Annotated in this window: 22 protein-coding genes; 7 read left to right on the top strand and 15 right to left on the bottom strand. The window is 68.8% G+C overall.

What is annotated here, in order from left to right; genetic code table 11:
• Nucleotides 1-24: 24 nt before the first annotated feature.
• Nucleotides 25-480 carry a hypothetical protein gene (locus ACFORO_RS20495; RefSeq protein WP_377896615.1) on the top strand — a complete coding sequence of 152 codons (456 nt, stop codon included), beginning with the start codon at nucleotides 25-27 and terminating at the stop codon, nucleotides 478-480.
• A 177-nt stretch (nucleotides 481-657) separates the two neighbouring features.
• Here ACFORO_RS20495 and ACFORO_RS20490 read toward each other — a convergent pair whose 3' ends face one another.
• A complete protein-coding gene (locus tag ACFORO_RS20490) occupies nucleotides 658-1,863 on the bottom strand; it encodes a hypothetical protein (RefSeq protein ID WP_377871396.1) in 1,206 nt (401 codons plus the stop codon).
• A 323-nt stretch (nucleotides 1,864-2,186) separates the two neighbouring features.
• Here ACFORO_RS20490 and ACFORO_RS20485 point away from each other — a divergent pair, with 323 nt between their 5' ends.
• On the top strand, nucleotides 2,187-2,603 hold the full coding sequence (locus tag ACFORO_RS20485) for a hypothetical protein (RefSeq protein WP_354736275.1): 417 nt from the start codon (nucleotides 2,187-2,189) through the stop codon (nucleotides 2,601-2,603).
• A gap of 57 nt (nucleotides 2,604-2,660) precedes the next feature.
• On the opposite strand, the gene ACFORO_RS20480 is transcribed toward ACFORO_RS20485, so the two are convergent.
• The 9 genes from ACFORO_RS20480 to ACFORO_RS20440 all read right to left on the bottom strand — a co-directional run bounded on the left by ACFORO_RS20480 (nucleotide 2,661) and on the right by ACFORO_RS20440 (nucleotide 11,150).
• Nucleotides 2,661-3,473 (bottom strand): SDR family oxidoreductase, encoded by an 813-nt coding sequence (locus tag ACFORO_RS20480; RefSeq protein WP_377871395.1) that lies wholly within the window; start codon nucleotides 3,471-3,473, stop codon nucleotides 2,661-2,663.
• 79 nt (nucleotides 3,474-3,552) lie between these two features.
• Nucleotides 3,553-4,068: an SRPBCC family protein gene (locus tag ACFORO_RS20475; protein WP_377871394.1), complete on the bottom strand. Its 516-nt coding sequence runs from the start codon at nucleotides 4,066-4,068 to the stop codon at nucleotides 3,553-3,555.
• A gap of 31 nt (nucleotides 4,069-4,099) precedes the next feature.
• Nucleotides 4,100-5,020 (bottom strand): VOC family protein, encoded by a 921-nt coding sequence (locus tag ACFORO_RS20470; protein WP_377871393.1) that lies wholly within the window; start codon nucleotides 5,018-5,020, stop codon nucleotides 4,100-4,102.
• Nucleotide 5,021: 1 nt separating this feature from the next.
• A complete protein-coding gene (locus ACFORO_RS20465; RefSeq protein WP_377871392.1) occupies nucleotides 5,022-5,873 on the bottom strand; it encodes a fumarylacetoacetate hydrolase family protein in 852 nt (283 codons plus the stop codon).
• 10 nt (nucleotides 5,874-5,883) lie between these two features.
• Nucleotides 5,884-7,452: a linalool dehydratase/isomerase domain-containing protein gene (locus tag ACFORO_RS20460; RefSeq protein ID WP_377871391.1), complete on the bottom strand. Its 1,569-nt coding sequence runs from the start codon at nucleotides 7,450-7,452 to the stop codon at nucleotides 5,884-5,886.
• The gene (locus ACFORO_RS20455; protein WP_377871390.1) at nucleotides 7,452-8,000 is read right to left on the bottom strand and encodes an SCO family protein; all 549 of its coding nucleotides are present in this window, start codon (nucleotides 7,998-8,000) and stop codon (nucleotides 7,452-7,454) included. Before ACFORO_RS20455 ends, ACFORO_RS20460 begins: the two co-directional genes overlap by 1 nt.
• A gap of 54 nt (nucleotides 8,001-8,054) precedes the next feature.
• Nucleotides 8,055-8,993: a LysR substrate-binding domain-containing protein gene (locus tag ACFORO_RS20450; protein ID WP_354736289.1), complete on the bottom strand. Its 939-nt coding sequence runs from the start codon at nucleotides 8,991-8,993 to the stop codon at nucleotides 8,055-8,057.
• 45 nt (nucleotides 8,994-9,038) lie between these two features.
• Nucleotides 9,039-9,515 carry a DUF6130 family protein gene (locus tag ACFORO_RS20445; protein ID WP_354736291.1) on the bottom strand — a complete coding sequence of 159 codons (477 nt, stop codon included), beginning with the start codon at nucleotides 9,513-9,515 and terminating at the stop codon, nucleotides 9,039-9,041.
• Nucleotides 9,516-9,629: 114 nt separating this feature from the next.
• Nucleotides 9,630-11,150, bottom strand: coding sequence for a tannase/feruloyl esterase family alpha/beta hydrolase (locus tag ACFORO_RS20440; protein ID WP_377871389.1), 1,521 nt, complete (start codon nucleotides 11,148-11,150; stop codon nucleotides 9,630-9,632).
• A 113-nt stretch (nucleotides 11,151-11,263) separates the two neighbouring features.
• Here ACFORO_RS20440 and ACFORO_RS20435 point away from each other — a divergent pair, with 113 nt between their 5' ends.
• The 5 genes from ACFORO_RS20435 (at nucleotide 11,264) to ACFORO_RS20415 (ending at nucleotide 18,846) form a co-directional block, all read left to right on the top strand.
• On the top strand, nucleotides 11,264-13,966 hold the full coding sequence (locus ACFORO_RS20435) for a helix-turn-helix transcriptional regulator (RefSeq protein ID WP_377871388.1): 2,703 nt from the start codon (nucleotides 11,264-11,266) through the stop codon (nucleotides 13,964-13,966).
• Nucleotides 13,967-14,057: 91 nt separating this feature from the next.
• Entirely contained in the window at nucleotides 14,058-15,080 is a 1,023-nt protein-coding gene (locus tag ACFORO_RS20430) for an alpha/beta fold hydrolase (protein WP_377871387.1), read from the top strand.
• Nucleotides 15,081-15,192: 112 nt separating this feature from the next.
• On the top strand, nucleotides 15,193-16,311 hold the full coding sequence (locus tag ACFORO_RS20425) for a serine hydrolase domain-containing protein (RefSeq protein ID WP_377871386.1): 1,119 nt from the start codon (nucleotides 15,193-15,195) through the stop codon (nucleotides 16,309-16,311).
• Between the two features lie 82 nt (nucleotides 16,312-16,393).
• Nucleotides 16,394-17,926 (top strand): eCIS core domain-containing protein, encoded by a 1,533-nt coding sequence (locus ACFORO_RS20420; RefSeq protein ID WP_377871385.1) that lies wholly within the window; start codon nucleotides 16,394-16,396, stop codon nucleotides 17,924-17,926.
• Nucleotides 17,927-18,087: 161 nt separating this feature from the next.
• The gene (locus ACFORO_RS20415; protein WP_377871384.1) at nucleotides 18,088-18,846 is read left to right on the top strand and encodes a glycoside hydrolase family 75 protein; all 759 of its coding nucleotides are present in this window, start codon (nucleotides 18,088-18,090) and stop codon (nucleotides 18,844-18,846) included.
• 47 nt (nucleotides 18,847-18,893) lie between these two features.
• Here the strand turns inward: ACFORO_RS20415 and ACFORO_RS20410 are convergent, their stop codons facing one another.
• From ACFORO_RS20410 to ACFORO_RS20390, 5 genes are read right to left on the bottom strand one after another with little or no spacing between them, the layout of a single operon-like run.
• Entirely contained in the window at nucleotides 18,894-19,724 is an 831-nt protein-coding gene (locus tag ACFORO_RS20410) for an LLM class F420-dependent oxidoreductase (RefSeq protein WP_377871383.1), read from the bottom strand.
• The gene (locus ACFORO_RS20405) at nucleotides 19,721-21,085 is read right to left on the bottom strand and encodes an amidase (RefSeq protein ID WP_377871382.1); all 1,365 of its coding nucleotides are present in this window, start codon (nucleotides 21,083-21,085) and stop codon (nucleotides 19,721-19,723) included. The genes ACFORO_RS20410 and ACFORO_RS20405 overlap by 4 nt, the downstream gene beginning before the upstream one ends.
• Nucleotides 21,085-21,951 (bottom strand): carbon-nitrogen hydrolase family protein, encoded by an 867-nt coding sequence (locus tag ACFORO_RS20400; RefSeq protein WP_377871381.1) that lies wholly within the window; start codon nucleotides 21,949-21,951, stop codon nucleotides 21,085-21,087. The genes ACFORO_RS20405 and ACFORO_RS20400 overlap by 1 nt, the downstream gene beginning before the upstream one ends.
• Nucleotides 21,948-22,742 (bottom strand): SDR family NAD(P)-dependent oxidoreductase, encoded by a 795-nt coding sequence (locus tag ACFORO_RS20395; RefSeq protein ID WP_377871380.1) that lies wholly within the window; start codon nucleotides 22,740-22,742, stop codon nucleotides 21,948-21,950. Before ACFORO_RS20395 ends, ACFORO_RS20400 begins: the two co-directional genes overlap by 4 nt.
• Nucleotides 22,743-22,760: 18 nt before the next feature.
• The gene (locus ACFORO_RS20390; RefSeq protein WP_377871475.1) at nucleotides 22,761-23,744 is read right to left on the bottom strand and encodes an aldo/keto reductase; all 984 of its coding nucleotides are present in this window, start codon (nucleotides 23,742-23,744) and stop codon (nucleotides 22,761-22,763) included.
• Nucleotides 23,745-23,761 lie beyond the last annotated feature (17 nt).

Raw genomic sequence — 23,761 nt, 5'->3', positions numbered from 1 at the left:
GGTCCGGGGCCTAGAATCGGCTGCATGGCTGACCTCCTTGCCTTCCTCCGTGAGCTGGAGGCGACCACCGCCTGGACGGTGGTCGCCGACGACGCTTCGGTGAGATGGCAACTGAGCGGGCCGACGTGGCAGGCGACGGTGATCGTCGATCCGCGGCGCTGGCTGGGAGTGGAGTTCGAGGCACGGGATCCGGCGAGCGGCAAGCGGGTCACCTACGACATCGATACCGACCTGTACGACATCTCGCAGGAGAGCCATCGCGAATTCGCCGAGGAAATCGAACGCGACATCATCGAGTTTCTCGGCAACCTGAGAACGGGTTCGATGCTGCGCGGAACTGACGGGACGAAGCTGGTGCTCGTCTTCCCTCTCGACGGTTCCTGGGTCCGGGTGGTCCGGGGGCGGTTCTGGACCAGCGGGTCGACGCACGCCGATCTCGCTGCGGCCCGGGTCGGTGGAGACTACGTCGTGGTGCGGTGACTACATGAGCCGCGATCCGGAGCTGCTCGACCCGCGCGAGACGCGGCTGTGGCAGAAACTGCTCGGCGAGCTGACCGGCTGGACCGCGACCAGGCTTTCGCATCAGCTCGCCCGCATGCACCGGCGGGGCCTGGTCGACCGCGCGGCGGCGGGACGAGGGCGGATTCCGGCTGAGCGCTACTGGTATCTCACCGGGTTGCCGTTGAGATTGCCGCCGCCGCAGGGCCACGGGCCGTCGTCCAAAGGGCCGAGGCCGGTGTCGCGGAAGAACAGCAGGTCGCTGCCCAGGCTGAAGACGACCAGCCCGTCCGCGAGCAGCAGGATCCGGCCCATCACCGCGCGGTCGTCCTCGCTGAGGAAGAGCTCGCGCAGGCGGAGGTCCGCATCGACGGTGAGGAGGCGTCCTTCTCGCCAGAACACGGCGGTGCCGTTGCTGTCCAGCGCCGGGTACGTGGTGTAGTAACCGCGCAGCAGCGGTCCGCCGAGCAGGGTGCCGTTTTCAGCCAGGCCGCGGAATCGCGAACGCAAGCGGCGGATGTTTTCGGATTCGGGCCCGCGAACGCCGCCGTGTCTATCGATCAGCAGTAAACCGTGGCTGGACCACCTTTGCGCGGCCATTCCGGTGCGGTCGTACCGGGTGGTGCGGAAGAAGCTGTAGCCCTGTTCGCCGATCAGGAATTCGCCGGGCGCCGCGATGGCGCACCGACCGCGCGGGCCGGGCAGGGTTTGGGCGACAACGCTGCCGTGCGCGGTGTCGAGGAAGAGCGTCACGCCGATCCCGCTGCCGTCGTCCGCGAAACCGGCCGCGATGCGATCGGCGGAGACGAGCAGCGGCTGCCAGCGCGACGCGGCGAGCGTTCGGGGCTCTCGCGGAGGTCCCGGGTGTTCGGCTGAGTCGAGATCTTCCAGTTTCAGCGAGCCGAGCGGGATGCTGGTGGACCAGACTGTCTCGCCGCGTTCGTCGTGGCGGGCAACGCGCGGGACGCGGCCAGCGGGTACGACGCGGGATCTGTTGGCGGGCAGCCACGACACGCAAAAGCCGTCCGGCAGCAGGACGAACGCGCCGAGATGCTCGTGCGGTTCGTGGTCGAGCGCGACTGAACGGAGGACCGCTCCAGCGAGGTCGAGTTCGGTCAGGACGTAGCAGCCCGCGTCCCGCTGGGCGATCCACACGGTCCCGCTGACGCTGACCAGCGGCGGGTACGGGTGGCCGTCGGCTCGGTGTTTCCAGAGCACGGCACCCGATGCGTCGAGCGCTGTCAGCACTGTGCGGGACAGGTTGTCGCCGTCGTACGTAGTCGCGACCAGAGGGCCGTCCGGGCCGGGCGCCGCCACGCCCCAGACCTGGCCGGGCAACGCGACCGTCAGTGGGCTGAGATGCATGCGCGGGTCCTTCCGCCGATCGGTTCCGACGATAGCGGCGATCGAAGAACAGTTCTCGCGCAACGGGTCGGATTGCCGCTATCATTTCCGGGCTAACGTCGACCTGTCGGGGGTCTGGCCGAGAAGGAGGTCGCATTCCCCGCCCTTGGTCAATCCGGCTTGAAGGCGACGAAATTCCGTGCGGCCGAAAGAATGAGCAGCTGTGCTCCGAACGGCCGTGAGCACGTGCGGCGCGGCCGAGGCGGGTCAATTCCTTTTTCCTGTGTTTTGCCCAAGCATGGAACGGGTGATCAGCTGTCATGAGAAAAGTTATTGTCGCGGCGATGTGTGTTCTCGCCTTGCTGGGGATGGGCGTTCCCGCCAGCGCGGACCCGGCGCCGTCGAGCACGGTGAGCATTGCGCCGGCCACTGTCGCGCCAGGGGCGGCCCTGACCTTCTCGGTGACGTTGTCGAACGCCGACGCCGACCCGCTGAAAGGCGGAAAGCTCGGCCTGGGCGTGGCGAACGGCGCGATCAACCAACTCCTGGACGTCAGCACCTGCGCGCTGTGCTACCAGGCCGGAAACACCATTCGCTACGACGTGGGCGATGTCCCGGTCAACGGCAGCAAAACCTTCACCTTCACCATCGGGGTTTTCGCCAACGCGCAGCTCGGACAGTATGTAATTGAGCACCAGTTCGTCGGGGACAATTACTCCTACGAGACGCTGGAAGGCCCGACGGTCACCGTCTCGCGGTAGCGAGCGGCTGGCACTGCCTCGCCGGGTTGAGCCGGGCGACGCAGTGCCAGCGGCCGGTCAGCGGAACGAATCGGCGTGCTCGATCGCCCATTGCCGGAAAGCCGTCGCCGGAACGCCGGTCACGTCCTCCACTGTGGACAGTGCGCCGGGGCTTGCCACCGCGCACACTCCGGGGAACGACACCGCGGCGGCGAGGTCGTCGGCCGGGTCCTCGGTCGCGAGGCTGGGATCTTCCTCGAAACGCAGCGGGCGGCCCAGTGCCGCGCTGATCGCTGCGATTTTCTCCTGCGGCGTCAAGGTCGCGGGGCCGGTGAGCGGGTAGGTCTTGCCGCCGTGGCCGTCCTCCAGCAGCGCGCTGGCCGCCACCGAAGCGATGTCGCGCGGATCGATGGCGGGCGACGGCAGGCCCGGCCGCGGTGCCCGCACCACGCCGTCCGAGCGGATCGCGGGCGCCCAGAACAGCAGGTTCGAGAAGAATTCCCAGGGCCGCAGGATGGTCCACTCGAGGCCGCTGTCCCGCACGACCTGCTCGCCGCGGAGCAGCGTCCGGCCGACGGACGAGTCGGGGTGGGTCTGCGCGAGCAGCGACGACACTGTCACTACTCGCGCGATGCCCGCTTCGGCCGCGGTTTTCAGGATCTGGCTGGTGTCCGTGTCTCCGGTCCGCAGCAGGAAAATCGCTTCGACGCCGGTGAGCGCCGGCCGGAGCGAGCCGGGATCGTCGAGATCGCCTTCGACGACGCCGACTCCCGCCGGAACCGTTGCCCGGCCGGCGGACCGGGTCAGCGCGCGGACCTCGGCCCCGGCCCCGGCGAGTCGTCCGACCAGCGAACGCCCGATGTTTCCGGTCGCGCCCGTCACCAAGATCATCAGCAATCTCCTCCGCGGTATGGCTCAGACCTTCACCGCGATCCTTCTCCCTCGACCTTGGTGGAGGTCAACCGCCGAATTACGCGGCGGTGCCCTCGATGTGCGCCTTGAGCAGTTCCAGCCCGGGCTGGATGCGCGCCGGGTCCTCGACCGGGTGCGGGCCGGCCGGTTCGGTGGGCGGGATCAGGCGCTCGAACAGGCGGCAGAACAGGGTCGTCCCGTCGCCGAGGTCGAAGGTGGTGAAGGTGGCGATCGCGTGCATCGACGGCGCCAGGGTTCCGTCGTCGAGCACGTCGCGTCCGACCACCGTCCAGAGTTTGCCCGGGACCCGCGCGACGACGGTGTACAGCTTCGGCTTTTCGTTCAGGTCCGGCTTGACGGTTTCGAGCAGCTCGTCGCCGAGTTCCGCGGGGACGTCCGCGGTGCCGCGCCGCACTTCGGTGCCGGACGCCATCGGCAGCCACTTCGGCAGGTTCGACCAGGTGGTCACCCAGTCGTACACCTCCTGCGCCGGGCGCTTGACCACGATGCGGTTTTCGACGAAGCGGATGTTCAGGTTGTCCGGAATCTGCCGGACGTACAGGGCTTCAGACATGATTTCTCTCCTTTTGGGATTACTGCAGGGGTTACTTGGCGGAATGCTGGCCGGTCATGAGCGCGCCGAGGTCGTCCGGTTCGAGGAACGACGGCGGCGGGGGCGGGCCCCAGCTGAACAGGCCCTGTGCGCCTTCGAAAACCTCCGGCTTCCAGATCTCGTCCTCGGGGACGCAGTCCATGTCGGAGTAGTACTCGCTGAAATTCCCCGCCGGATCCTTGAGATACCAGAAGAAATTGGAGCCCGCGTGATGGCGGCCGAGGCCCCAGACGTGCCGGTCGGGATGCCCGCTCAGCATCGCCGCGGCGCCGCGGCCGACGTCGTCGATGTCGTCGACCTGCCACGACGTGTGGTGCAGGAAGTTCACCGGCGCCGCGAGCGCCAGCACGTTGTGGTGGTCGACCGAGCAGCGCATGAACGCGCCCTTGTTGCCGATGTAGTCGCTGACCTTGAAGCCGAGCGCCTCGGTGAAGAAGCGCATGGTGGCGTCGAGATCGGTGGTGCCCACCACGCAGTGGCCGAGTTTCTTGGGCCGGACCGCGCTGGTGCGCACCACGCCGGGCGCGCGGCCGGACCGCTCGATGCGGCCGGGTCCGTTGTACGGCGTGGCCAGCACTGGTTGCTGCGTGATCCGCGGCGAAATCTCGACCCGGACGGTGAATCCGGAGACCGGCTCGATCGCCGCGACGGCGGTGCCGGTTTCGGTGCTGACGACGCCGAGCCGGTTGAGGCGCGCCGCGGTCCGTGCGATGTCGTCTGCGTCGTCGACACCCACGCCGAGTTCGAGCAACTGCCGGTATGGCGCGTGCCGGACGCGCAGCTGCTCGCCGCCGTCGAGGGTGGTGAAGGACCCGTCACCGACGTGGTCGAGACCGAAATCAGCGTAGTAGGCAATGGTTTCCGCGACGTTCGGGACCCCCATCGTGACCCGGGTCAGCCGATGCATCCCCATGTCAGGCCACCGGATCCGCGACGAAGGTCTGCCGCATTTCGCCGAGGCCTTCGATCCGGCTGACCAGCTCTTCCCCGGCTCGCAGGAATCGCTGCGGCGTACGGCCGACGCCCACACCGGACGGCGTTCCGGTGAAGACGAGATCGCCCGGATACAAGGTGAGGGTCCGCGACAGCGCGGAAATCAGCTTCCCGACCGGGAAGATCAGCTCGCGGGTCCGGCCGTCCTGCACGGTCTCGCCGTCGACCGCGCACGACAGCGCCAGGTCGTCTCGGTCCGCCAGCTCGTCCGGCGTGACCAGCCACGGCCCGACCGGCGCGAAGTTCGGGAAAGACTTCCCGAGGCCGAATTGCGGGGCCGGGCCGGCCAGTTGCGAGACCCGCTCGGAAAGGTCCTGCCCGATCGTCACCCCGGCGAGGTGGTCCCAGGCCTCGGATTCCTCGACGCGATGGGTGGTTTGCCCGACGACCGCGACCAGTTCCACCTCCCAGTCCACGTTTCCGCCGGGCGGCAGCACGACCTCGGCGTCCGGGCCGGTCAGCGCGGAAACGAATTTGGCGAACACCGGGGGAAGGCCGTCCGGCGCGGCGAAACCGGATTCCGCGGCGTGCGCGTCGTAGTTGAGCCCGGCCGCGACGATCTGCCGCGGGGCGGGGGACGGCGGGCCCAGCTGGGCACGGGTGAAGACGACATCGGGTTCGGCGGTGAGTTTCTTCGCCCAGGCCCGGAATTCGGTCCAGTTTTGATAGACGGAGCCGAAGCCGAAGATGCCGCCCGACGCCTTGGCGACGTCGATTCCCTTGTTCTCGGCGGCGAGCAGGACGGCTCGACCGTCCACATTGGCCAGTTTCACGGTTTTCTCCTCAGAAACAGAGCGTCAGATTGGTCCGCACCGGCAGTGGGAGGCTGACGACGAGGTCGTCCCCCTCGCGCCGGGTGTGCAGGTTCGGGGTTCCGGTCCCGGCGGAATCGGCGGCGAACACGTCGTCGCGGAAGAGCTTCCAGGGCGCCTCGGCGTTGCTGATCCGCAACGTCACGTCGGTGGGTTTTCCGGCGACGGGACGCAAAGTCAGTGCAAGCAGCGACTTTTCCCGGTCGTACCAGGCGCGGAGAACCTCGGCCGTGCCGTCGATCCGGGTCACCTGGGGTTCGCGGAAATGCTCCGCGGTCCACGGGTGGTGATACATCTTCCACAGCCCGTCCGGGACGTTCAGCCGGGCGTAGCCGAGCATCGCGTTCCCGGTCAGCCGGTCCATGAAGATCAGGTTGCCGTTCTCGTCGAACGAACGGTCCTGGCGCGGGTAGAACAGGCCGCCGTTCTCCCAGGTCGGATTCAGGTAGGCGTCGGCGTAGCCGAGCAGGCCGCGCAGGTTCTCCTGGTCGCCGACCTCGGCCATGCACCCGGCGACGTAGCCGAAAGCCGGGGCGCGCCAGGTGAAGTCCAGGTCGCGGGTGAACTCCGGGGCGCGGCCGGCGAGGCGGGCCCTGCGGGCCTCCAGGGCCGCGGTCGGCTCGGCGAGGGTGACCAGGCCGTCCGGGGTGCGCCGGATCTCGTCGCGGATCTGGTCCGGGTAGAGCCGGTGCACCAGGTCGCGGCTCCAGGCGTTCAGGTTCAGCGCCGTCCAGGCGTTTCCGCCGCCTTCCAGCGGCATTTCCGGGCGGTCCTGCTCGACCAGCCAGAGCCGCCAGTACTCGCCGTATTCGTTGAGGATTCCCCGCTTGTCCCACGCCGCCTGGTAGGCCTGGGTGACCTCCTCGGCGACCGACGTGCCCTTGCGCAGGTCGAGGAACCGGAACCCGAGGATCGGGAACTGGTTGCAGACGAGGAAGAGGCAGTTGGGTTCGCAGACGATGCCGTACCATCCTTGTTCGGCCATCTGCCAGTACAGGTTGTCGGCGAGCGAGCTGAGCGAGTACTCGTAGACTTCCGGGCCGAGTCCCTGGAACAGCGGGTCCCAGCGGAAGGAAAGCGCGCCGTCGCGGTCGTACTGGTCGCTGTCGAAGAGCATGCTGTGCATGCCGAGCATCGCGAAGAAGCGGCCGCTGTACATGATGTTTTCTTTGATCACCGGATCGCGCCAGCCCTCGCGCAATTCCGTGATGTCCGGATTGTTGCGGATACTGCCCCGGCTGGTCTCGCGCCAGTACGCCCACACTTCCGGGAGCTGCATTTTCCGGATGATCTCCTCGAAGGCCGGACGGAACGCTCCAGGGGCCGCGGGAAGATGGTGGAAATGCGCGAAACCCAGGGTGTAGGCCATCTGCGTGAGCTGGTAGCGATAAGCGTCGGTCCATTCCTGGCCCCACAGCATGCTGCCCATGTTCGCCCACTCGTTGTCCTGCTGGGCGACCAGATTGCGCACGTGCTGGACGTGTCCCGCTTGGAAGTCGTCGAGCGCGGGATACCCCGAGATGTCCGGTGCGGCGAGCATCATCGCACCGCCAGGGAAGCCTGGACAGCGGCGGCGATTTCCTTGCTGTCCACCGTGTCCGCGAAGTGCTTGAGGTAGTCGCCTTCGGGTCCCATGAGGAAGGTGAACGCGCTGTGCGGCATCCGGTAGCCGTCCGGGTCGTCGACGCGGCGGGCGTGCACGTGGTACGCCTTCTTCATCGACTCGATTTCCGCGGCGGACCCGGTCAGCCCGGTGATCCGCGGGTGCTGCGCGGCCAGGAAAGCGTGCAGGACCTCTGGGGTGTCGCGTTCCGGATCGACCGTCACGTAAAGGGCCCGCACGCTATTCGCGAGTTCGCCGAGTTCTTCGAGTGCCTGGTCGATCCGGGCCAGCGCGGGCGGGCACACGGTCTGGCAATGCGTGAAGCCGAAAAAGACGATGAGGTATTTGCCGAAATAGGAACGCTCGGTGACCGCGGCGCCGGAATCGTCGATCAGCCGGAAACTTCCGCCGACTGTCGGAACCGGGCGCACAATGGTCGCCGAACCGGAACCGGGAGGGGTGCAGCAGGAGGAATTTATTTCCATGACTCCAAGCTAGGAGCCGTGGCCATGCCCGTCCAATGCCGCGTTGGCGCTGGGCTATGTCGGTTGGGTATAGCCGATGGTTGCCCGGATCTCGGCCGCTGCCTCGTCCAGCTTCCGCATCATCAGCAGCATCGTCGGGGTGAGCTGCCTGCCCGCGGGCAGCGTGACGCCGACCGATTCGACGATGCCGAGGTCGATCGGCAGCGCGGCCAGCTCCGGTTCGGTTTCGGCGACCAGCTGCGGCATCACGACCAGCGTGTCGGTCTCCAGCGCGATGGCGCGCACGGCCAGGAACGAACCGCATTCGATGCGGTTGGCCGGGGTCGAGAGGCCGCGGCTCAGGAGGTGTTCTTCCAGCTGGCGCCGCTGCGGGTTGTCGGCGGGCGGCAGCGACCAGAGTTCGCCGATCAGATCGGCGATCGTGAGCCCGGGCCGCCGGTGCGCGGGATGCTCGCTGCGCGCCACCACGCGGGCGGGTTCGTAGTAGAGGTGGTGCTGGCGCAGCCGGTCGTTGTTCGCCGGTTCGAGCGTGCCGACGACGAGGTCGACGTCGCCGGCGAGCAGCGCTTCGTACAGCGCTTCCGGACCGCCGTGCCGGATGATGACGGTCAGGTCGGGGGCGACGGCTTTCACCCGCGCGACCGCGCGGGGCAGCAGCACGCTCGCCCCGGCGAGGAAGGAGCCGATCGTGACGGTGCCGGCGTGGCCGTCGACCAGCTCTTCGAGATGCCGCCCGGCCTGGCGGAGTTCGGCGAGCACGGCCCGGGCGTGGTCGACGAACACCTCGCCGAACAGCGTCGCCGTCATCCCGCGCGGGCCGCGTTCGAACAGCTCGACCTTGAGGATCGACTCGAGTTCGCGCAGCCCGCGGGTCAGCACCGGCTGGGTGATGTGCAGCCGCTCGCCCGCGGCGACCAGCGACCCGTGCTCGGCGATCGCCACGACGTACCGCAGGTGCCGCAGCTTGAGCCTGCCGTCGGCGAGATCGGTCATCCGGAACGCTCGGCTGTTCGCATGCGCCCGATTCTGCCGGTCCGCTCAGTGGTGGCCGCCCACCGGCACGACGAAGCTGACGGTTTTGCTGTCCAGGACGTGGTGCGTCGGGTCGGCGAGCCCGATCCACACCTTGTGCGGGCCGGGCGGCAGCGCCTGGATGATCAGCGGTTCGCCGCTGCCGTCGGCCCAGTGCCAGGGCGCGTCGTCGACCGTGACGTGGATGTGGCCGATGCGCGGGGAAACGTCGAGCGCGGCCGGGCCGTAAACGGGGACGATGCGCAGGTTCTCCGCCCGGTAGCGCAGGACGACCAGGCCTTTCGCGAGTTGTTCCGGCAGCGGCGCGTCGACGGCGAGCGAGGGCGGCGGCTGGGTCGGCAGCGGGACGACGGGCGCGGGCGGCCAGCCCGAGGCCGCTGCGGGAGGGGCGGCTGGCGGCGTCGAGGGAGCCGCGGAAGCAGAGCAGGCGGTCGCCAGCAAGACAACCGAACCGAGGACTGCGGTACGAAGAAAGTGAGCCATGGAAAGAAAACTAGGTCGCTGTTGATCATCGCCGCGCCTGTCGGATGACCGTATCGCTGTACGTCGGCAGGGAAGTGCCGTGCGTGCCGTTGGGGTCGGCACGCACGGCACAGGTCAGCGGCAGCGGTAGCTGGACGCCACGGCCGGGTCGCCGTAGCCCCGGTACCGCGAGACTCGCGGGTACGCGCACAGGTCGCGGGTCTGCTTCCCGTCCGCGGTCGCGGCCGCCAAGGTGGCCGGGGCCTTGCCGTGCTCGACCCAGTCGACGAGCGCGCCGAGCGGGTTCGTGGGCGAGGCGCCCGCCCCGCCGCCGCAGTGTTCGACGCCGGGAGCCAGGAACAGCCGGTAGAAGTCGTTCACCCGGTGGGAGCCGCCCATCGCCTGTTCGACCTCGGCGCGGTAGCGCAGCGTGCCGCCGGGCGGGATGAGCTGGTCGTCCGAGCCGACGAAGGTCAGCAGCTTGCCGCCGGTCCGGCGGAAGGCCGACAGGTCCGGGTCAGCGGTGCCGATGACGTCGTCGTACTCCCGCACCGACTGGCGGAACACCTGGGCGAACTGGGCGTAGGTGAGCTTCGAGGCGTCGAAATCGGCCTGTTTGGCGACGAACGACTGCACCCACTTGAGCGCGACCGGGAAGCCGGTGGCGTACGGGCTGTCGCCGGTTCCGGCCAGCCAGGCGAAATCGGCGCCCTTCGGGAGGCCGTCCCACAGCTTCCGGCCGCGTTCGTCGGTCGGGCCGGCCCAGATCTTGCGCATGACGTCGGCGTCCTTGGCCGTGACGGTGACCTCCTTGCCGTCGCAGAGGACCTTCGTGCCGATCAGACCGCGCGGGTCGTAGCCGCACTCGTCCGGCCGGTCGACGATGCCGTTGCGGACGCCGTCGTTCGCGTCGCACGCCTTGACCGCGGCCTGCCGGAACGCGGTGAAAACGCAGGCGCTCGGGAAGTCGTGCTCTTGGTTCATCACGATCTGCGGCCAGAGCGTCGCGACCGCGAACTGCGTCCAGTGGACCGCGGGCGCGTTCGCCAGGATGCCGTCGAAGTCGCCGGGGTAGTTCTGCGCCTCGGAGTAGCCCTGGCGGCCGCCGGTCGAGCAGCCGTTCCAGTACGAATAGGTCACCGGCCGGTGGTAGAACCGCTGGGTGACGTCCTTGCCGAGCAGCGCGGCCTCGTGCACCGAGCGGGTGGCGAAGTTGGTCAGCAGCGGCCGGTTCACCTTGCCGGGCGCGGTCAGCGCCCACGAGGTGTCCAGCCCCGTCAGCACACCGGCGTCGGTGGTCACGCCCGCATAGCCGTCCTTGGCGGCCTGGGCCAGCGGCGCGCCGAAGTCGCCGGCGGCGTATGCGCTGCCGCCGACTGCTTGGAGCCGTCCGGTCCACCCGGTTTGCGGCAATGCCACGGCGACCTTGACGTGGTCATTGGCCCCGGGGTGGGTGAGCGTGACGGTGATTTCGCAGTAACCGGGCTTCGGGTCGGCCCGCACCGATTCGATTTTCGCGCCGTCGGGCGCGGTGACGGGGACGGTGGCGCAGGCGGTGGTCTCGGCCGCGGCGGCGCTGGGCGCGAGCTGGGTGACGGTGGTCACCAGCAGCGCCGCGAGCGGCAACGCCGAGAGAAGGGTTCGGGTGCGTCTCATCGCTTTCCTTTGTGGAGGGTCGCTTTCGCCTGAAACTAAGCCGCTCGCGGCCGTCTTCGCGCCCGTCGGACGACGCCGTCGACGTACGTCGTCTCCCGGTATCGTCAGGGATCATGACGCTGCACGGACGGGACGCCGAGCTCAAGGAGCTGACCGAGCTGGTCGACGGACCGGAAGGACGCGTCGGCGTCCTCGTCCGCGGCGAGGCTGGCATCGGCAAGTCCGCGCTCGTCGCAGCGGCGGCCGCGGCTGCTTCGGTCGCCGGGATGCGGGTGCTGCGGACGACCGGTGCCGAGGCCGAGCAGGATTTCGCCTACGCCGGACTGCACCAGCTGCTGCACCCGGTCCGCTCCGGCGTGGCCGAGTTGCCCGTGCCGCAACGGACTGCTCTGCAGACCGCGCTCGGGCTCGCGGAAGGGCCGGAACCCAGCGCGTACCTGGTCGGGCTCGCCGCGTTGACGCTGCTGGCCGATGCCGCCGCCGCGAAGCCGGTGCTGGTCGTCGCCGAGGACGTCCAGTGGCTCGACCGCGCCAGCGCGGACGTCCTGGCTTTCGTCGCCCGGCGGATCGAGACCGAGCCGATCGCGCTGCTCGCGACACTCCGGGACGATTCCGGTCCGCTGCTCGACGCCGGTCTCTCGCCGATGCCGCTCGGCCGCCTCACCGACGACGCCGCCGCGGAATTGCTGGACTCGGTCGCACCGAGGCTGGACGCGATGGTCCGGACGCGGCTGCTCGCCGAGTCCGCCGGCCATCCGCTCGCGTTGACCGAGCTTCCGTCCGCGGTAGCCGACCTCGACGTGTTCGACCCGATCCTGCCGCTCACCGAACGGCTCGAGCGGACGTTCGCCTCCCGGGTCGTGACGCTGCCCGAATCCACCCGAGCCGCCCTGCTCGTCGCGGCGCTCAACGAGACCGGCTCGATCGCCGAAACCCTTGCCGCGACGGGGATTCTGCTCGGCACGCCGGTCGAGCCGGAGGTGCTGGGCCCCGCTGTCGACGCCCGGCTGGTCGAGTTCGAGGTCGGCTGCGTGACCTTCCGGCACCCGTTGATGCGCTCGGCCATTCCCGCCGCCGCGACGCTCGGCGACCGGCGGCGGGCCCAGCTCGCGTTGGCCGAGACGGTGCGCGAACACCCTGATCGACGTGCCTGGCATCAAGCCCGGGCAGCCTCCGGACCCGATGAAACCGTGGCCGCGGCCTTGGAATCGGCGGCGGATCGGGCTCGCCGAAGGGGTGGGGCCGCCGCCGCGATCGCCGCGCTGGAGCAGGCGGCGCGGCTCAGCGAAGACCCGGACGCGCGGGCCGATCGGCTGCTGCGGGCCGCCGGGCTGGCAGTCGAATCGGGCCGTCGCGAGACCGCCGAACGCCTGGTGCGCGACGAGTCGTTTTCCCCGCGCCGCAAGGCGGCCGCGAGCCAGTTGCTCAGCGGTTTCGAGGACGGCGTCCGCGAGGATCCCGCCCGGATCGGGGAGCTGGCGGTCCTCGCCGGAGCCGTCGCCGCCGACGGGCAGGACGACGCGGCGATGCGGATCCTCTGGGGCGCCGCGATGCGGTGTTTCTGGGCCGAGCCCGGCACGACGGCTCGTCGGACGCTGCTGGACGTCGCCGCCGAGTCGCCCATCCCCGACGACGACCCGCGCCTGATCGCGGTCGCCGCGTATGTCGCGCCATTTGAGCGCGGCGCTGCAGTGCTGGAGCAGCTGAGGGTGCTCGTCGGCGCGACCGGAGCTGATCCGGAAACCGACCGGTACCTGGGCAGCGCTTCTTTGCAGGTCGGCGCATTCGACCTGGCGGCCCGGTTTTCGACGGCCGCGGTGCCGGGGCTGCGGGCGCAAGGCAAGCTCGGGGTGTTGCCGCGCGCCTTGGCGGTCCAGGCGTGGAGCCGGGTCCGGCTCGGCGACCTGGCCGGTGCCGCGCCTTCCGCCGCGGAGGCCGTCCGGCTCGCGCGGGAGACGGGCCAGCCGTTCATGGGCGGGCTGGCGCTGGCGGTCCAGGCCGAGATCGCGGCTTTGCGCGGCGACCACAAGCAGGCCAGCGCACTCGCCGACGAGGCCGAACGCGCTGGGCTCGCGGCGGGCGCCCGTCCGGTGCTGGCCACGGTCCAGCTCGCGCGCGGGCTCGTGGGGCTGAGCGAAGGCCGGTACGAGGACGCGTTCGCCGATCTCCGCCGCCTGCTTGATCCCGCCGATCCGGCTTATCAGCTGGCCTTGCGCGCGTACTGCGTCGCGGAGCTGACCGAGGCCGCCGTCCGGGCCGGGCAGGCCGACGCGATGCGGGAAATCCTGGCCGAGCTGGAGCCGCTGGCCGCGGTGACGTCAGCCCCGGCGCTGCACATCGGGCTCCGGTACGCGCGGGCCGTGCTCGCGCCGAAGGAAACCGCGGAAGACCTGTTCACGGCGGCTTTGCAGGCGGAGTTGAGCGGGTGGCCTGCCGAACGCGGGCGGGTCCACCTGGCGTTCGGCGAGTGGTTGCGGCGGCAGCGCCGGGTCGTCGAATCGCGGGCGCACCTGCGTGCCGCGCGGGAGACGTTCGACGCGCTCGGCCTGGCGGCGTGGGCCGAGCGGGCGCGGCGGGAGTTGCGCAGCGCGGGGGAGTCGAGCCCGAACCGGAGCCCGGACGCCCGCGACAAGCTGACGCCGCACGAGCTGAGCATCGCGCAGCTGGCCGCCGAGGGGCTGACGAACCGGGAGATCGGGCAGCGGCTCTATCTTTCGCACCGGACCGTCGGGACTCACCTGCACCGGATCTTCCCGAAGCTCGGCGTCAGTTCCCGTGCCGAACTGGCCGGTGCGGTGCGGGCGCTGAGCGACTGACTTACGCCGGTTGCGTCATCTGACGGGCGCGGCCGGCGGCCGGGCTCCTTAGCGTCGAGGCCGTCCCACGGTCTCGCGCACAGGAGTTCAGATGATCAGCAGGAGACGATTCACCCAGGCGTTCGCGGCCGGTCTGGCGGCGACCTCTCTCGCTGCCTGCTCCTCGCCCGCTGCCTCGCAGCCCACCGTCCCCGGCCTGCGAGCGGGCTCGGGCGAACACACCTCACTGGGCACGATCAAGCACGCGGACGCCGGTGTCGTTTCGATGGCATACGCGGAATTCGGCCCGGCTAACGGCAAACCGGTGCTGCTTCTGCACGGCTGGCCGTATGACCCGTACAGCTACGCTGACGTCGCGCCTCTGCTTGCCGCGCAAGGGTTCCGGGTGATCGTCCCGTTCCTGCGAGGCTTCGGCCCGACGGTGTTCAAGTCGGCGAGTACCGTCCGAAATGGACAGCAGACGGCTATCGCACAAGACGTCGTCGCGCTGATGGACACGTTGAAGATCGACAAAGCGATTCTCGGCGGCTACGACTGGGGTTCCCGGACAGCCGCGGTGATCGCGGCGTTGTGGCCGCAGCGGTGCCAGGCCGTTGTCCCGGTGAGCGGGTACATCGTCGCCAACCTCAAGGCCAACCTTCAGCCGCTTCCCCCGGCCGCTGAACTGGGCTGGTGGTACCAGTATTACTTCGCGACCGAGCGCGGCCGCGCCGGTTACGCGGCGAACCGGCACGATTTCAATAAGCTGATCTGGAAGACGGCGTCGCCGACCTGGCAGTTCGATGACACGACGTACAATCGCAGCGCCGCCGCCTTCGACAATCCGGACCACGTCGCGATCGTCATCCACAACTACCGCTGGCGGCTCAGTCTCGCTCCCGGCGAACCGCAGTACGAGGCGTACGAACAGAAACTCGCCGCGGGCGCGACCATCGGCGTCCCGGCGATCACGCTCGCCAGCGACTTCGACGGCGCGGCGAAGGACGGCAAGGCCTACCGCGCCAAGTTCACCGGGAAGTACGAGCACCGGATCCTTGACGGCATCGGGCACAACGTGCCGCAGGAGGCGCCGCGGCCGTTCGCGCAGGCGATCGTGGACGCGGCGAAGCTCTGACGATTCATCGAAGTTTGATCGGAAGCGGATACGGTGCGCATTCCTCTCGCCGGAAACTGCTGTGCCCGTTCAGGAATCGGCAAGCCCGGCGACCTTCGACGCGGGGAGTGCGATGAGACGCAAAGCTTTCGGAGCGGTCGCGGCGGCCGTGGTGGCGGCCTTGACCGGTCTGGCGAGCCCGGCTTCGGCGGAGACTCCGGCGGAGATCCTCCAAGCCGGAGCCCAGGGCGGGGTCAGCGCGGGATATCCCGGGGTGATCGGCCTCGTCCGGAACGGTGAAACCGCGCACTATATCCACGCTGGATACGGAAATCTCACCACCAAGACCCCGGCGGACCCGAAAGCGCAGTTCCGGATCGGCAGCGACACCAAGGCGTTCACCGCGGCCGTCCTGCTGCAGCTGGAAGCCGAGGGCAAGCTGTCCCTCGACGACCCGCTCGCGCGCTGGCTGCCCGGTTCGGTGAACGCCAATGGCAACGACGGCACGAAGATCACCGTCCGCCAGGTGCTGCACCAAACCTCCGGTCTGCCGGACTACGCGGGCGACCTCCGGTTCCTCGGCCCCTACGTCGCGAACACCAATCCTCGTCAGGCATGGCCGTCGCAGACGCTGGTGGACATCGCGACGTCGCACCCGTCGCTGGGCGCGGGATTCCACTACTCGAACACCAACTACGTGCTCGCCGGCATGGTGATCAAGGCGGTGACCGGGAACGAACCGGCCGCGGAGATCCAGCGGCGCATCATCGAACCGCTCGGCTTGCGCGGCACTTCCTTCCCGACCGCCGACCCCGGCCTGACCGGCAACTATCTGAACGGCTACTACATCTCGTTCGGCGCGTTCTACAACGACGTCACGGTCTCCAACGTGCAGGCCTTCGGCACCGCTGGCGCCATTGTGTCCACAGAGGACGATCTGGCGACCTTCGAACGCGCGCTGTTGAGCGGAAAACTCCTGCCGCCGCAGCAGCAAACCGAGTTGAAGACGACAGTGCCGACCGACAACGCGGGCAACCAGTACGGGCTGGGAATCGGCCTGTCGCCAACGTCCTGCGGCCTGGTCTGGAATCACAGCGGCGGGGTGCTTGGCTACTACAACCTGTGGCTGACCAGCGACGACGGCAGCAAGCAGGTGCTGATCGCGGCCAACGAGAACCATCTGGCGGGTGCCGCGACCCGGGGACAGACCACGCTGGGCAACGCGGCGCTCAAGGCCTACTGCGCGTCCTGACCCGGCGGTGATGCGGCGGTGACGCGCCCGGCCGATCCTGGGGGCTGAAGCCGTAGCCAGGCGACCGGAAGCGAGGCGCGGTATGCGGGCTCACGACCACCGTCCGACGAGGCCGACGCCTCATCCGGCCCCTCAGGTCGTGCCGGATGAGGCGCGGGAGACGCCGGCTGCCACCTCAACGGACTTCAGCCAGATCCCAGCGCGTTCGGCTGGGACTCCGCTCCCATCCGAGGTCCGGAATCGGCTGGAGGACCGGTGGGGCGAGGACCTCAGCGGCGTCCGGGTGCACACCGGTCCCGAGGCGGCGCAGTCCGCGCGGGACCAGGACGCGGTCGCGTACACCTCCGGCGAGGACATCGTCGTCGCCGGCACCCCCGACGAACACCTCCTGACGCACGAGGCGGCCCATGTGGTGCAGCAGCGGCATGCCAGCCGCCTCGTGCCGGGGGTGAGTTCCCCCGGGGACGCGGCGGAGCGGGCGGCCGACGCGGGGCTGGTGGCGGTGCCCGGCGGCCCGGTCGCAGCGGTCCAGCGGCAGGTCGACCGCCGCGGCGAGAAACCGGGCGTGCCGGTCGGCAAGGTGGAGAAGGCGCTCACCGAATACCTGACCGAGATACAGCGAGTACAGGGCGGCCAGACGCTGCACAACACCGACGAGGTGAAGTCCGCGATCCTGAAGCTGTTCGTCGGCGATGCGATGAAGATGGCGTCGGTTCAGGCGTGGTTGTCCGGTCCGGTTTCCGGCACGCCGTCCGCCCTCGCGCACGAGGTCGCCAAGAAACTGCCGCCCGTCGTTCCGGAGAATCGGGTGGCGCATTTGGGCATCGCTCCGGCGAAGGCCGACCCGGACAAGCGGCCGAAGAACGCGGGCGAGGCGGTCGGCGCCGTGATCGTCGACTCGACCCTCACGCCGATCCTCCGCCGGATAGGGCTGTCCGACGGCCTGCGGAAGCTCGTCGTGGACGGCGCCAAGTCGGCAGTCGCGTCGGGAGTGCTCAAGCTTGTCGACGTGGCGATGGATCAGGCACACCTCAAGCCCGAGGAACAGGGCTCCATCCACAGCCTCGTGGAGGGATGGATCAACCAGCAGCCGGGCAAGGCGATGGAACGCCAGCAGGAGGGCGCGGGCAGCCCGTACGCCCAGGTCGTGCCGCCGTCCGTCGCGCCGCCGGTTCCGTCCGCGCCCGGCGAGAAGATCATCCCGGGCCCGTCGGTTCCGTTTGACTTCTCTCCGTCTCGGGACGCGCCCAAACCGAACCTCAAGTCAGCTGGGCCGAGCGAGGCCGTCTTGGCCGCGGCCCGGCAGTTCGACCCGCTGTTGCTGACGCCGCCGGAGGCGCGCGGCACCGAGCGAGCCGGGGACTATCTCCTGGCGGGCGAGTTCGCCGTCAACGCCGCGAAGCTTCTCGATGACGCGCAGAAGAACAATCGATCCAGCGCGGTCATGAATCTCCCGGTCAGCTACCGGCTGGTGAAAGACCGCCCCGCGATGTTCGAGGCGATCAGGACGATCTTCTTCGCGATGCGTGCCGCTCTGCCGTACCGCACCCGCGGGGTCAGCCAGATTGTTCTGATGGTGGAAGGGCACCAGTTTTACCGCTTCGAGTTGCCCTGACCCGCGCCGCAGTTCCGTTCAGCGGCACCTGTCCCGGGTGGATTCCCCAGCACCAGGCCGCCGCCGGGAATTTTCTCCAGGTCACCTCGTGACAACGACCGGTCACGGATGGTTCACTATGTTAGGAAGTTTTCCTAATGAAGGCTGGAGGTCGCCCGGTCATGTCATCCTCCCGTAGGCGTTTCGCTGTGGTCGGCGCCGCTCTGGCGCTCGCCGTTCCGCTCGCCGTCAACTCCGCTCACGCGTCCACCTCGGACACCGCCGCCAAGTCGTACACGGCCGCGGAGGTGCTGGCCGGCGTCAAGAAGAACAGCACGAACGAGAACAAGGTCAATACCCAGCCGCACATCAACACCATGACGCGGGCCAAGAACGTCAACGTCTACCAGGTGGCGAAGGGCGTCTACGCCTACGGTTCCGGCCTGGCCGTCGACACCGACGGCAGCGACCCCGACCCCGATCCCGACCACCAGGGAACCACGACTTTCAAGGACAGCAACGGAAAGTCGCTCGGCGCGCACAAGGTGCCGTTCTACGTCCTCGGCGACGACTGCTACGACAAGAAGAGCCCGTGCCCGCACTTCTTCTACAAGGAGCACGGCATCAAGGGCAGGCAGTTCGCGCTGATGTTCTACAAGAGCAAGGTGATCGGCGCGATCTTCGGCGACACGCAGACCGCGAACGACCAGGACACTTCGGACAACGACTCCCGCGAGTTGGGCGAAGCGTCGGTGAAGGCGGCTTCGCTGCTGGGCATCAACAGCAGCGGTACTGACGGTGGCGTCGACAACGGTGTGACCGTGGTGATGTTCTCCGGTTCGGACTGGGTGGTGAACGGGACGAACGCGAACCTGAACGCCGCTGCGCAGGGGATGGTGAACAAGGCGCTCGACACGCTCGGCGCGAGCATGGGTATCTAGTCTTCAAAAACTGATGCGGTCACTGCTGAATCTGGCAGTGGCCGCTTTCAGCTTTTCTGTCGTTCGACGTATGCCGCCAGTTTGTCCAGGTATTGCAACGTTTCCCGTTCCGGTGACGGCGGCAGCGTGAACGTCACCCGGTCCACTCCGGCCTCGGCGCAGACGGCGAGGTCGGAGTCCAAAGTGGCCCCGCAGAGCGTGGTGCGGACGTCGGCGCGGCCCTGGTCGGCCAGCCAAGACGACACGCGGCGCAGTTCGTCGACCGGGGTTTTCGCGCGGGGCAGCCATTCGTCTCCGTAGCGGACGAGCCGGTCGAGCGCGGCCGGGCTTTCGCCGCCGACGGCGATGGGCGGGTGCGGGCGTTGCGCGGGTTTCGGCCAGGAGAAGACCGGGTCGAAGTCGACGTGCTCGCCGTGGAATTCCGCCTCGTCGGTGGTCCAGATCGCTTTGAGCGCGGCGAGTTTCTCGTTCAGCAGCGGACCCCGGCGACGCGGCTCGACCCCGTGGTTGCGCATTTCTTCGCGGTTCCAGCCGACGCCCACTCCGAAAAGGACTCGGCCGCCGGAGAGGACGTCGAGCGTCGCGACTTCTTTCGCGGTCTGGAAGACATCGCGCTGGGCCAGCAGGGCGACGGCGGTGCCGAGGGTGAGCGTGCTCGTTGCCGCGGAAGCGATGGCGAGGGCGACGAACGGGTCATAGGTGCGGTGGTACTCGCGCGGCAGCTCGCCGCCGCCGGACCAGGGCGTTTCCCGGTTGACCGGGATGTGCGAGTGCTCCGTGACGAGAAGCGTTTCGAAACCGCGCTCTTCCAACGCCCGGCCCAGTGCGTCCGGGCGGATGCTCTCGTCGGTGACGAAAGTGTTGACGCCGAACTTCATGCGTCCTCCTGCGGATAGTCGATCGCGGGTCGTAATTTCTCGATCAACGCGCCCACCGCGAGCACTGCCGAGTCCGCGTAGCGGGGGCCGATGATCTGGATGCCCACTGGCAGACCGCGTGCGGTGAGTCCGATCGGGACACTCAACGCGGGTTGCCGTGACATGTTGAACGGGTAGGTGAACGGTGTCCACTGTGGCCAGTCGGTCATTCCGCTGTCCGGTGGCACGTCGTGACCCGCGGCGAAAGGCTCGATCGGCACGGTCGGGGTGAGCAGGATGTCGTAGCGCGTGTGGAACTCGCCCATGGCGACGCCGAGCGCGGCGAGTTCGCTTTGCGCGTCGAGATAGTCGGCGGTCTCGTAGCGGACACCTCGTTCGATGAGCGTCTGCAGGCCCGGGTCGAGCGGTGCCGTGCCGCCGTAGCGCCGGACGATGTGCGCGACGCCGACAGACCACAGCACGTCGAAGGCGCTTGCCGGGTCTGGGAAAGAGGGGGCGGCCTCCTCGACTCGCAAGCCCGCCTCGGCCAATGAGGCGACGGTTTCCGCGACAAGAGCGGCGATCTCCGGCTGCACGTCCACGCGGCCCAGCGCTGGCGAGAACGCGATCCTGACGGGGTCCGCTGGCTCGCCGATCGTTGGCGTCCAGGAGGGATCGCGGTGGTCCTGAGCAGACAGGATTTCGGTGAGCGCGGCGACGTCGGCTACCGAGCGGGCCATCGGTCCGGCGTGCGCCAGCGTGCCCAGGACGCTCGGCGGGTGCATCGGGATGCGTCCATGCGTCGGTTTAAAGCCCACAACGCCACAGAAAGCGGCCGGGATCCGGACTGAACCCGCGGCATCGGTGGCCACGGACACCGCGCCCATTCCCGCCCGGACTGCCACGCCGCTGCCGCCGCTCGATCCGCCCGCGGTGAGCGTCGGGTCCCACGGGTTGCGGGTGATGCCGTCGACGGGGTTGTCGGTGACGCCTTTCCAGCCGAGTTCGGACGTGGTCGTCTTGCCGAGCAGGACGAGACCGTTCGCGCGGAGTGCTGCCGCGGCAGGGCTGTCGGTGTCCCAGGGCTGTGTCAGGTCGGTGCGACGCGAACCGCGCAGCGTTGGCATGTCTCGGGTGAGAAAGAGGTCCTTGATCGACGCGGGAACGCCGTCGAGCGGTCCCAGCGCGCGTCCGTCGACCCAGCGTTGTTCGCTCAAGGTCGCTTGCTTGAGCGCGCCTTCCTGGTCGACGTAAGCGAAAGCGCGGAGATCGGCGTCGATCGCCTCCAGCGCTGCCTTCGTCGCTTCGACCGGCGAAAGGTCGCCGGACGCGTAAGCGGCACCGAGCTGTTCAGCCGTCCATTGACAGAGGTCCAAGGTCATCAGGGCTCCGGGCGGGAGAGCGGTTCGGTGACGCGGCCGTACAGTTCCGGTCTGCGGTCGCGGAAGATCGTGAGGTATCGCCGCTGCGCTTTGAGATCTGCACCCCGTAGCACGGCCCGGACAGCGTCCTCCCGGTCGTCGTCCGAACGCGCGAGCACGTCACCGCTCGGGCCCGCGACGGCGCTTCGACCGTAGAAGTGCTGCTCGTCGTCCGTGCCAGTTCGGTTGCAGCCCAAGAAGAACACGGCGTTCTCCATCGCCCGCGTCGCACACCGGGAGACGATGCTGTCCGACGGAACCTTCCCCGGCTGCACCGCCGACGCCCACAGCGAGACGACGATCTCGGCACCGGCGAGGGTCTGCACGCGAGCCATCTCGGGGAACCGGACGTCGTAGCAAACGTTGAGCGCGAGAGTGCCGAGCGCAGTGGGGAACACTGAGATCTCATCGCCAGGGACGTAGTATTCCTTCTCGTCGCGGCACGGATGCACCTTGTGCTGCACACCAATCACATCGCCCGACGGGCCGATCAGCACGGCGCTGTTGTAGAGCACCTCTGGTATGCGTGGATGCCGTTGTGACATACCAACCACGACGTGTGCGCCACCACGGCGAGCCGCCTCGCCCAGCGCCTCAGTGGTCGGGCCCGGCACGAGTTCCGACGCTGCGTAGAGGCTTTCGGCATAGGCGTCGTCGCGCGCGGAGCGGACGTACCCGGTGTTGCTCAGTTCGGGGAAGACGATCAGCTCCGCACCGTGCTCCTGTGCCTCGCGCTCGACGAACTCCGCCATCCGTTTGGCGTTGCCTGGACAGTCCAGTACCGCGGAACTGAACTGCACCAGCGAAACGCGCACCTCGTCCTTCATCGGTGATTCTCCGGATGCACGTCGCGCGCGAACTGCGGATTGCCCGCCAGCAGACCCCCGTCGACCGGCAGCAGGCTGCCCGTGATGAACGACGCCTCGTCCGAAGCCAGGAACAGCGCCGCGGACGCGATGTCGTCGGGCACGCCGACCTGGCCGAGCGGGTACCAGGTCGCGAGACGGTCGAGGAGATCCGGGTCGATCTTCTGCCGTTCCTTCCAGACGTCGGTGCGGAAAGTGCCGGGCACCAGCACGTTGGCCCGGATCCCGAAGGGCGCGAACTCGACGGCCAGATTGCGGGTCAGCGCCTCCACCCCGGCTTTCGCGGCGCTGTATCCGGCCGCGCCGACGTGGGTGTGCGCGTTCACCGACGAGACGCTGATGATCACCCCGCGCTGTTGGTCGATCATCGTGGGAAGAACCTGTTGGGAGCACCGGAAAGCGCCCGTCAGCACGACGTCGAGGTCGCGTTGCCAATCCTCGATGCGGGTGTCCAGAATGGACGCCGGATTGGACGTGAAGGCGTTGTTGACGAGGACGTCGACGCGGCCGTAGGCGAATCGGACGGCTTCGACCATCGCGCGGACGTCGTCGTCGCTGCGGACATCGGTTCGGACAGCCAACGCCCGCCCGCCCTGTTCTTCCACCTCGGCGGCGGCCTGGTCGGCAGCCGCCTCGTCGCGGTCGGCCACCACGACGGCGGCGCCCTCGCCGGCGAAGCGGCGGACCAGCGTCCGGCCCAGTCCGGAGCCACCGCCGCCGGTCACGATCACCACACGGTCTGCGAAACGCATTTCACCAACCCATCAAGGTCATTCGAGCAACGACATCCGGTCCGGGGAGTACCGCTCGCCGGCGATCTGGTCAGCGGGCACCGCCTGTTCGATCGCTGCCACGTCAGCGGCGGACAGTGAGATATCGACGGCCGCGACGTTTTCCTCCAGCCTGCTCCGCTTCTTCGTGCCCGGGATCGGCACGACGTCGTCGCCGTGACTGTGTACCCACGCCAGCGCGAGCTGACCCGCCGTGACGCCACGTGCTCGGGCGAGTTCCTCCAGGGCCCGCACGAACTCCAGGTTGCGTTCGAGGTTGCCCTCGGCGAAGCGCGGCTGCGACGTCCGCCGGAAGTCGTCCTTCTCGAAGTCGTCCGTCGAACGGTAGCGGCCGGTGAGAATGCCGCGGCCCAGCGGCGAGTACGGCACGATCCCGATGCCCAGCTCGCGGCAGACCGGCACCACCTCGTCCTCGATGGTGCGCGACCACAGCGACCACTCGGTCTGCACGGACGTGATCGGGTGGACGGCGTGCGCCCGGCGGATCGTGTCCGCCGACGCCTCCGACAGCCCGAGATGGCGCACCTTCCCGGCCGCGACCAGCTCCGCCAGCGCCGCGACGGTTTCCTCGATGTCGACTGCGGGATCGACCCGGTGCTGCTGGTAGAGGTCGATGTGGTCGACACCGAGGCGGCGCAGGGACGCTTCGCAGGCTTGCCGGACGTACTCCGCGTCCCCGCGCACTGAGCGCGCCATCGAGTCCTCCTCCGCGCGGACGACGCCGAACTTGGTGGCCAGGACGACGTCGTCGCGGCGGCCGGCGATCGCCCGTCCGACCAGTTCCTCGTTGGCGCCGTAGCCGTACATGTCGGAGGTGTCCAGGAGTGTCACGCCGAGGTCGAGCGCGCGGTGCACGGTCGCGATCGACTCGGTTTCGTCTCCGCTGCCGTAGAAATCGCTCATGCCCATGCAGCCGAGCCCTTGGGCGCCGACGTCGAGCTTGCCGAGATGCCGGGTGGGCATCGCCATGCTGCTTCTCC

The sequence above is a fragment of the Amycolatopsis halotolerans genome (assembly GCF_042647905.1).
In the GTDB taxonomy this organism is placed as follows: Bacteria; Actinomycetota; Actinomycetes; order Mycobacteriales; family Pseudonocardiaceae; genus Amycolatopsis; species Amycolatopsis halotolerans.
The sequence above is the reverse complement of the archived record's forward strand: the minus strand, read 5'-3'. Positions and strand labels throughout refer to the sequence as shown.

Coding starts and splice junctions, on each gene's coding strand:
- ACFORO_RS20470 (WP_377871393.1), bottom strand. CDS start 5,020: ATGGGGATGCATCGGCTGACCCGGGTCACGATGGGGGTCCCGAACGTC.
- ACFORO_RS20495 (WP_377896615.1), top strand. CDS start 25: ATGGCTGACCTCCTTGCCTTCCTCCGTGAGCTGGAGGCGACCACCGCC.
- ACFORO_RS20480 (WP_377871395.1), bottom strand. CDS start 3,473: ATGATCTTGGTGACGGGCGCGACCGGAAACATCGGGCGTTCGCTGGTC.
- ACFORO_RS20415 (WP_377871384.1), top strand. CDS start 18,088: ATGTCATCCTCCCGTAGGCGTTTCGCTGTGGTCGGCGCCGCTCTGGCG.
- ACFORO_RS20460 (WP_377871391.1), bottom strand. CDS start 7,452: ATGCTCGCCGCACCGGACATCTCGGGGTATCCCGCGCTCGACGACTTC.
- ACFORO_RS20390 (WP_377871475.1), bottom strand. CDS start 23,744: ATGCCCACCCGGCATCTCGGCAAGCTCGACGTCGGCGCCCAAGGGCTC.
- ACFORO_RS20410 (WP_377871383.1), bottom strand. CDS start 19,724: ATGAAGTTCGGCGTCAACACTTTCGTCACCGACGAGAGCATCCGCCCG.
- ACFORO_RS20490 (WP_377871396.1), bottom strand. CDS start 1,863: ATGCATCTCAGCCCACTGACGGTCGCGTTGCCCGGCCAGGTCTGGGGC.
- ACFORO_RS20420 (WP_377871385.1), top strand. CDS start 16,394: ATGCGGGCTCACGACCACCGTCCGACGAGGCCGACGCCTCATCCGGCC.
- ACFORO_RS20440 (WP_377871389.1), bottom strand. CDS start 11,150: ATGAGACGCACCCGAACCCTTCTCTCGGCGTTGCCGCTCGCGGCGCTG.
- ACFORO_RS20485 (WP_354736275.1), top strand. CDS start 2,187: ATGTGTGTTCTCGCCTTGCTGGGGATGGGCGTTCCCGCCAGCGCGGAC.
- ACFORO_RS20395 (WP_377871380.1), bottom strand. CDS start 22,742: ATGCGTTTCGCAGACCGTGTGGTGATCGTGACCGGCGGCGGTGGCTCC.
- ACFORO_RS20475 (WP_377871394.1), bottom strand. CDS start 4,068: ATGTCTGAAGCCCTGTACGTCCGGCAGATTCCGGACAACCTGAACATC.
- ACFORO_RS20425 (WP_377871386.1), top strand. CDS start 15,193: ATGAGACGCAAAGCTTTCGGAGCGGTCGCGGCGGCCGTGGTGGCGGCC.
- ACFORO_RS20400 (WP_377871381.1), bottom strand. CDS start 21,951: ATGAAGGACGAGGTGCGCGTTTCGCTGGTGCAGTTCAGTTCCGCGGTA.
- ACFORO_RS20455 (WP_377871390.1), bottom strand. CDS start 8,000: ATGGAAATAAATTCCTCCTGCTGCACCCCTCCCGGTTCCGGTTCGGCG.
- ACFORO_RS20450 (WP_354736289.1), bottom strand. CDS start 8,993: ATGACCGATCTCGCCGACGGCAGGCTCAAGCTGCGGCACCTGCGGTAC.
- ACFORO_RS20445 (WP_354736291.1), bottom strand. CDS start 9,515: ATGGCTCACTTTCTTCGTACCGCAGTCCTCGGTTCGGTTGTCTTGCTG.
- ACFORO_RS20430 (WP_377871387.1), top strand. CDS start 14,058: ATGATCAGCAGGAGACGATTCACCCAGGCGTTCGCGGCCGGTCTGGCG.
- ACFORO_RS20435 (WP_377871388.1), top strand. CDS start 11,264: ATGACGCTGCACGGACGGGACGCCGAGCTCAAGGAGCTGACCGAGCTG.
- ACFORO_RS20405 (WP_377871382.1), bottom strand. CDS start 21,085: ATGACCTTGGACCTCTGTCAATGGACGGCTGAACAGCTCGGTGCCGCT.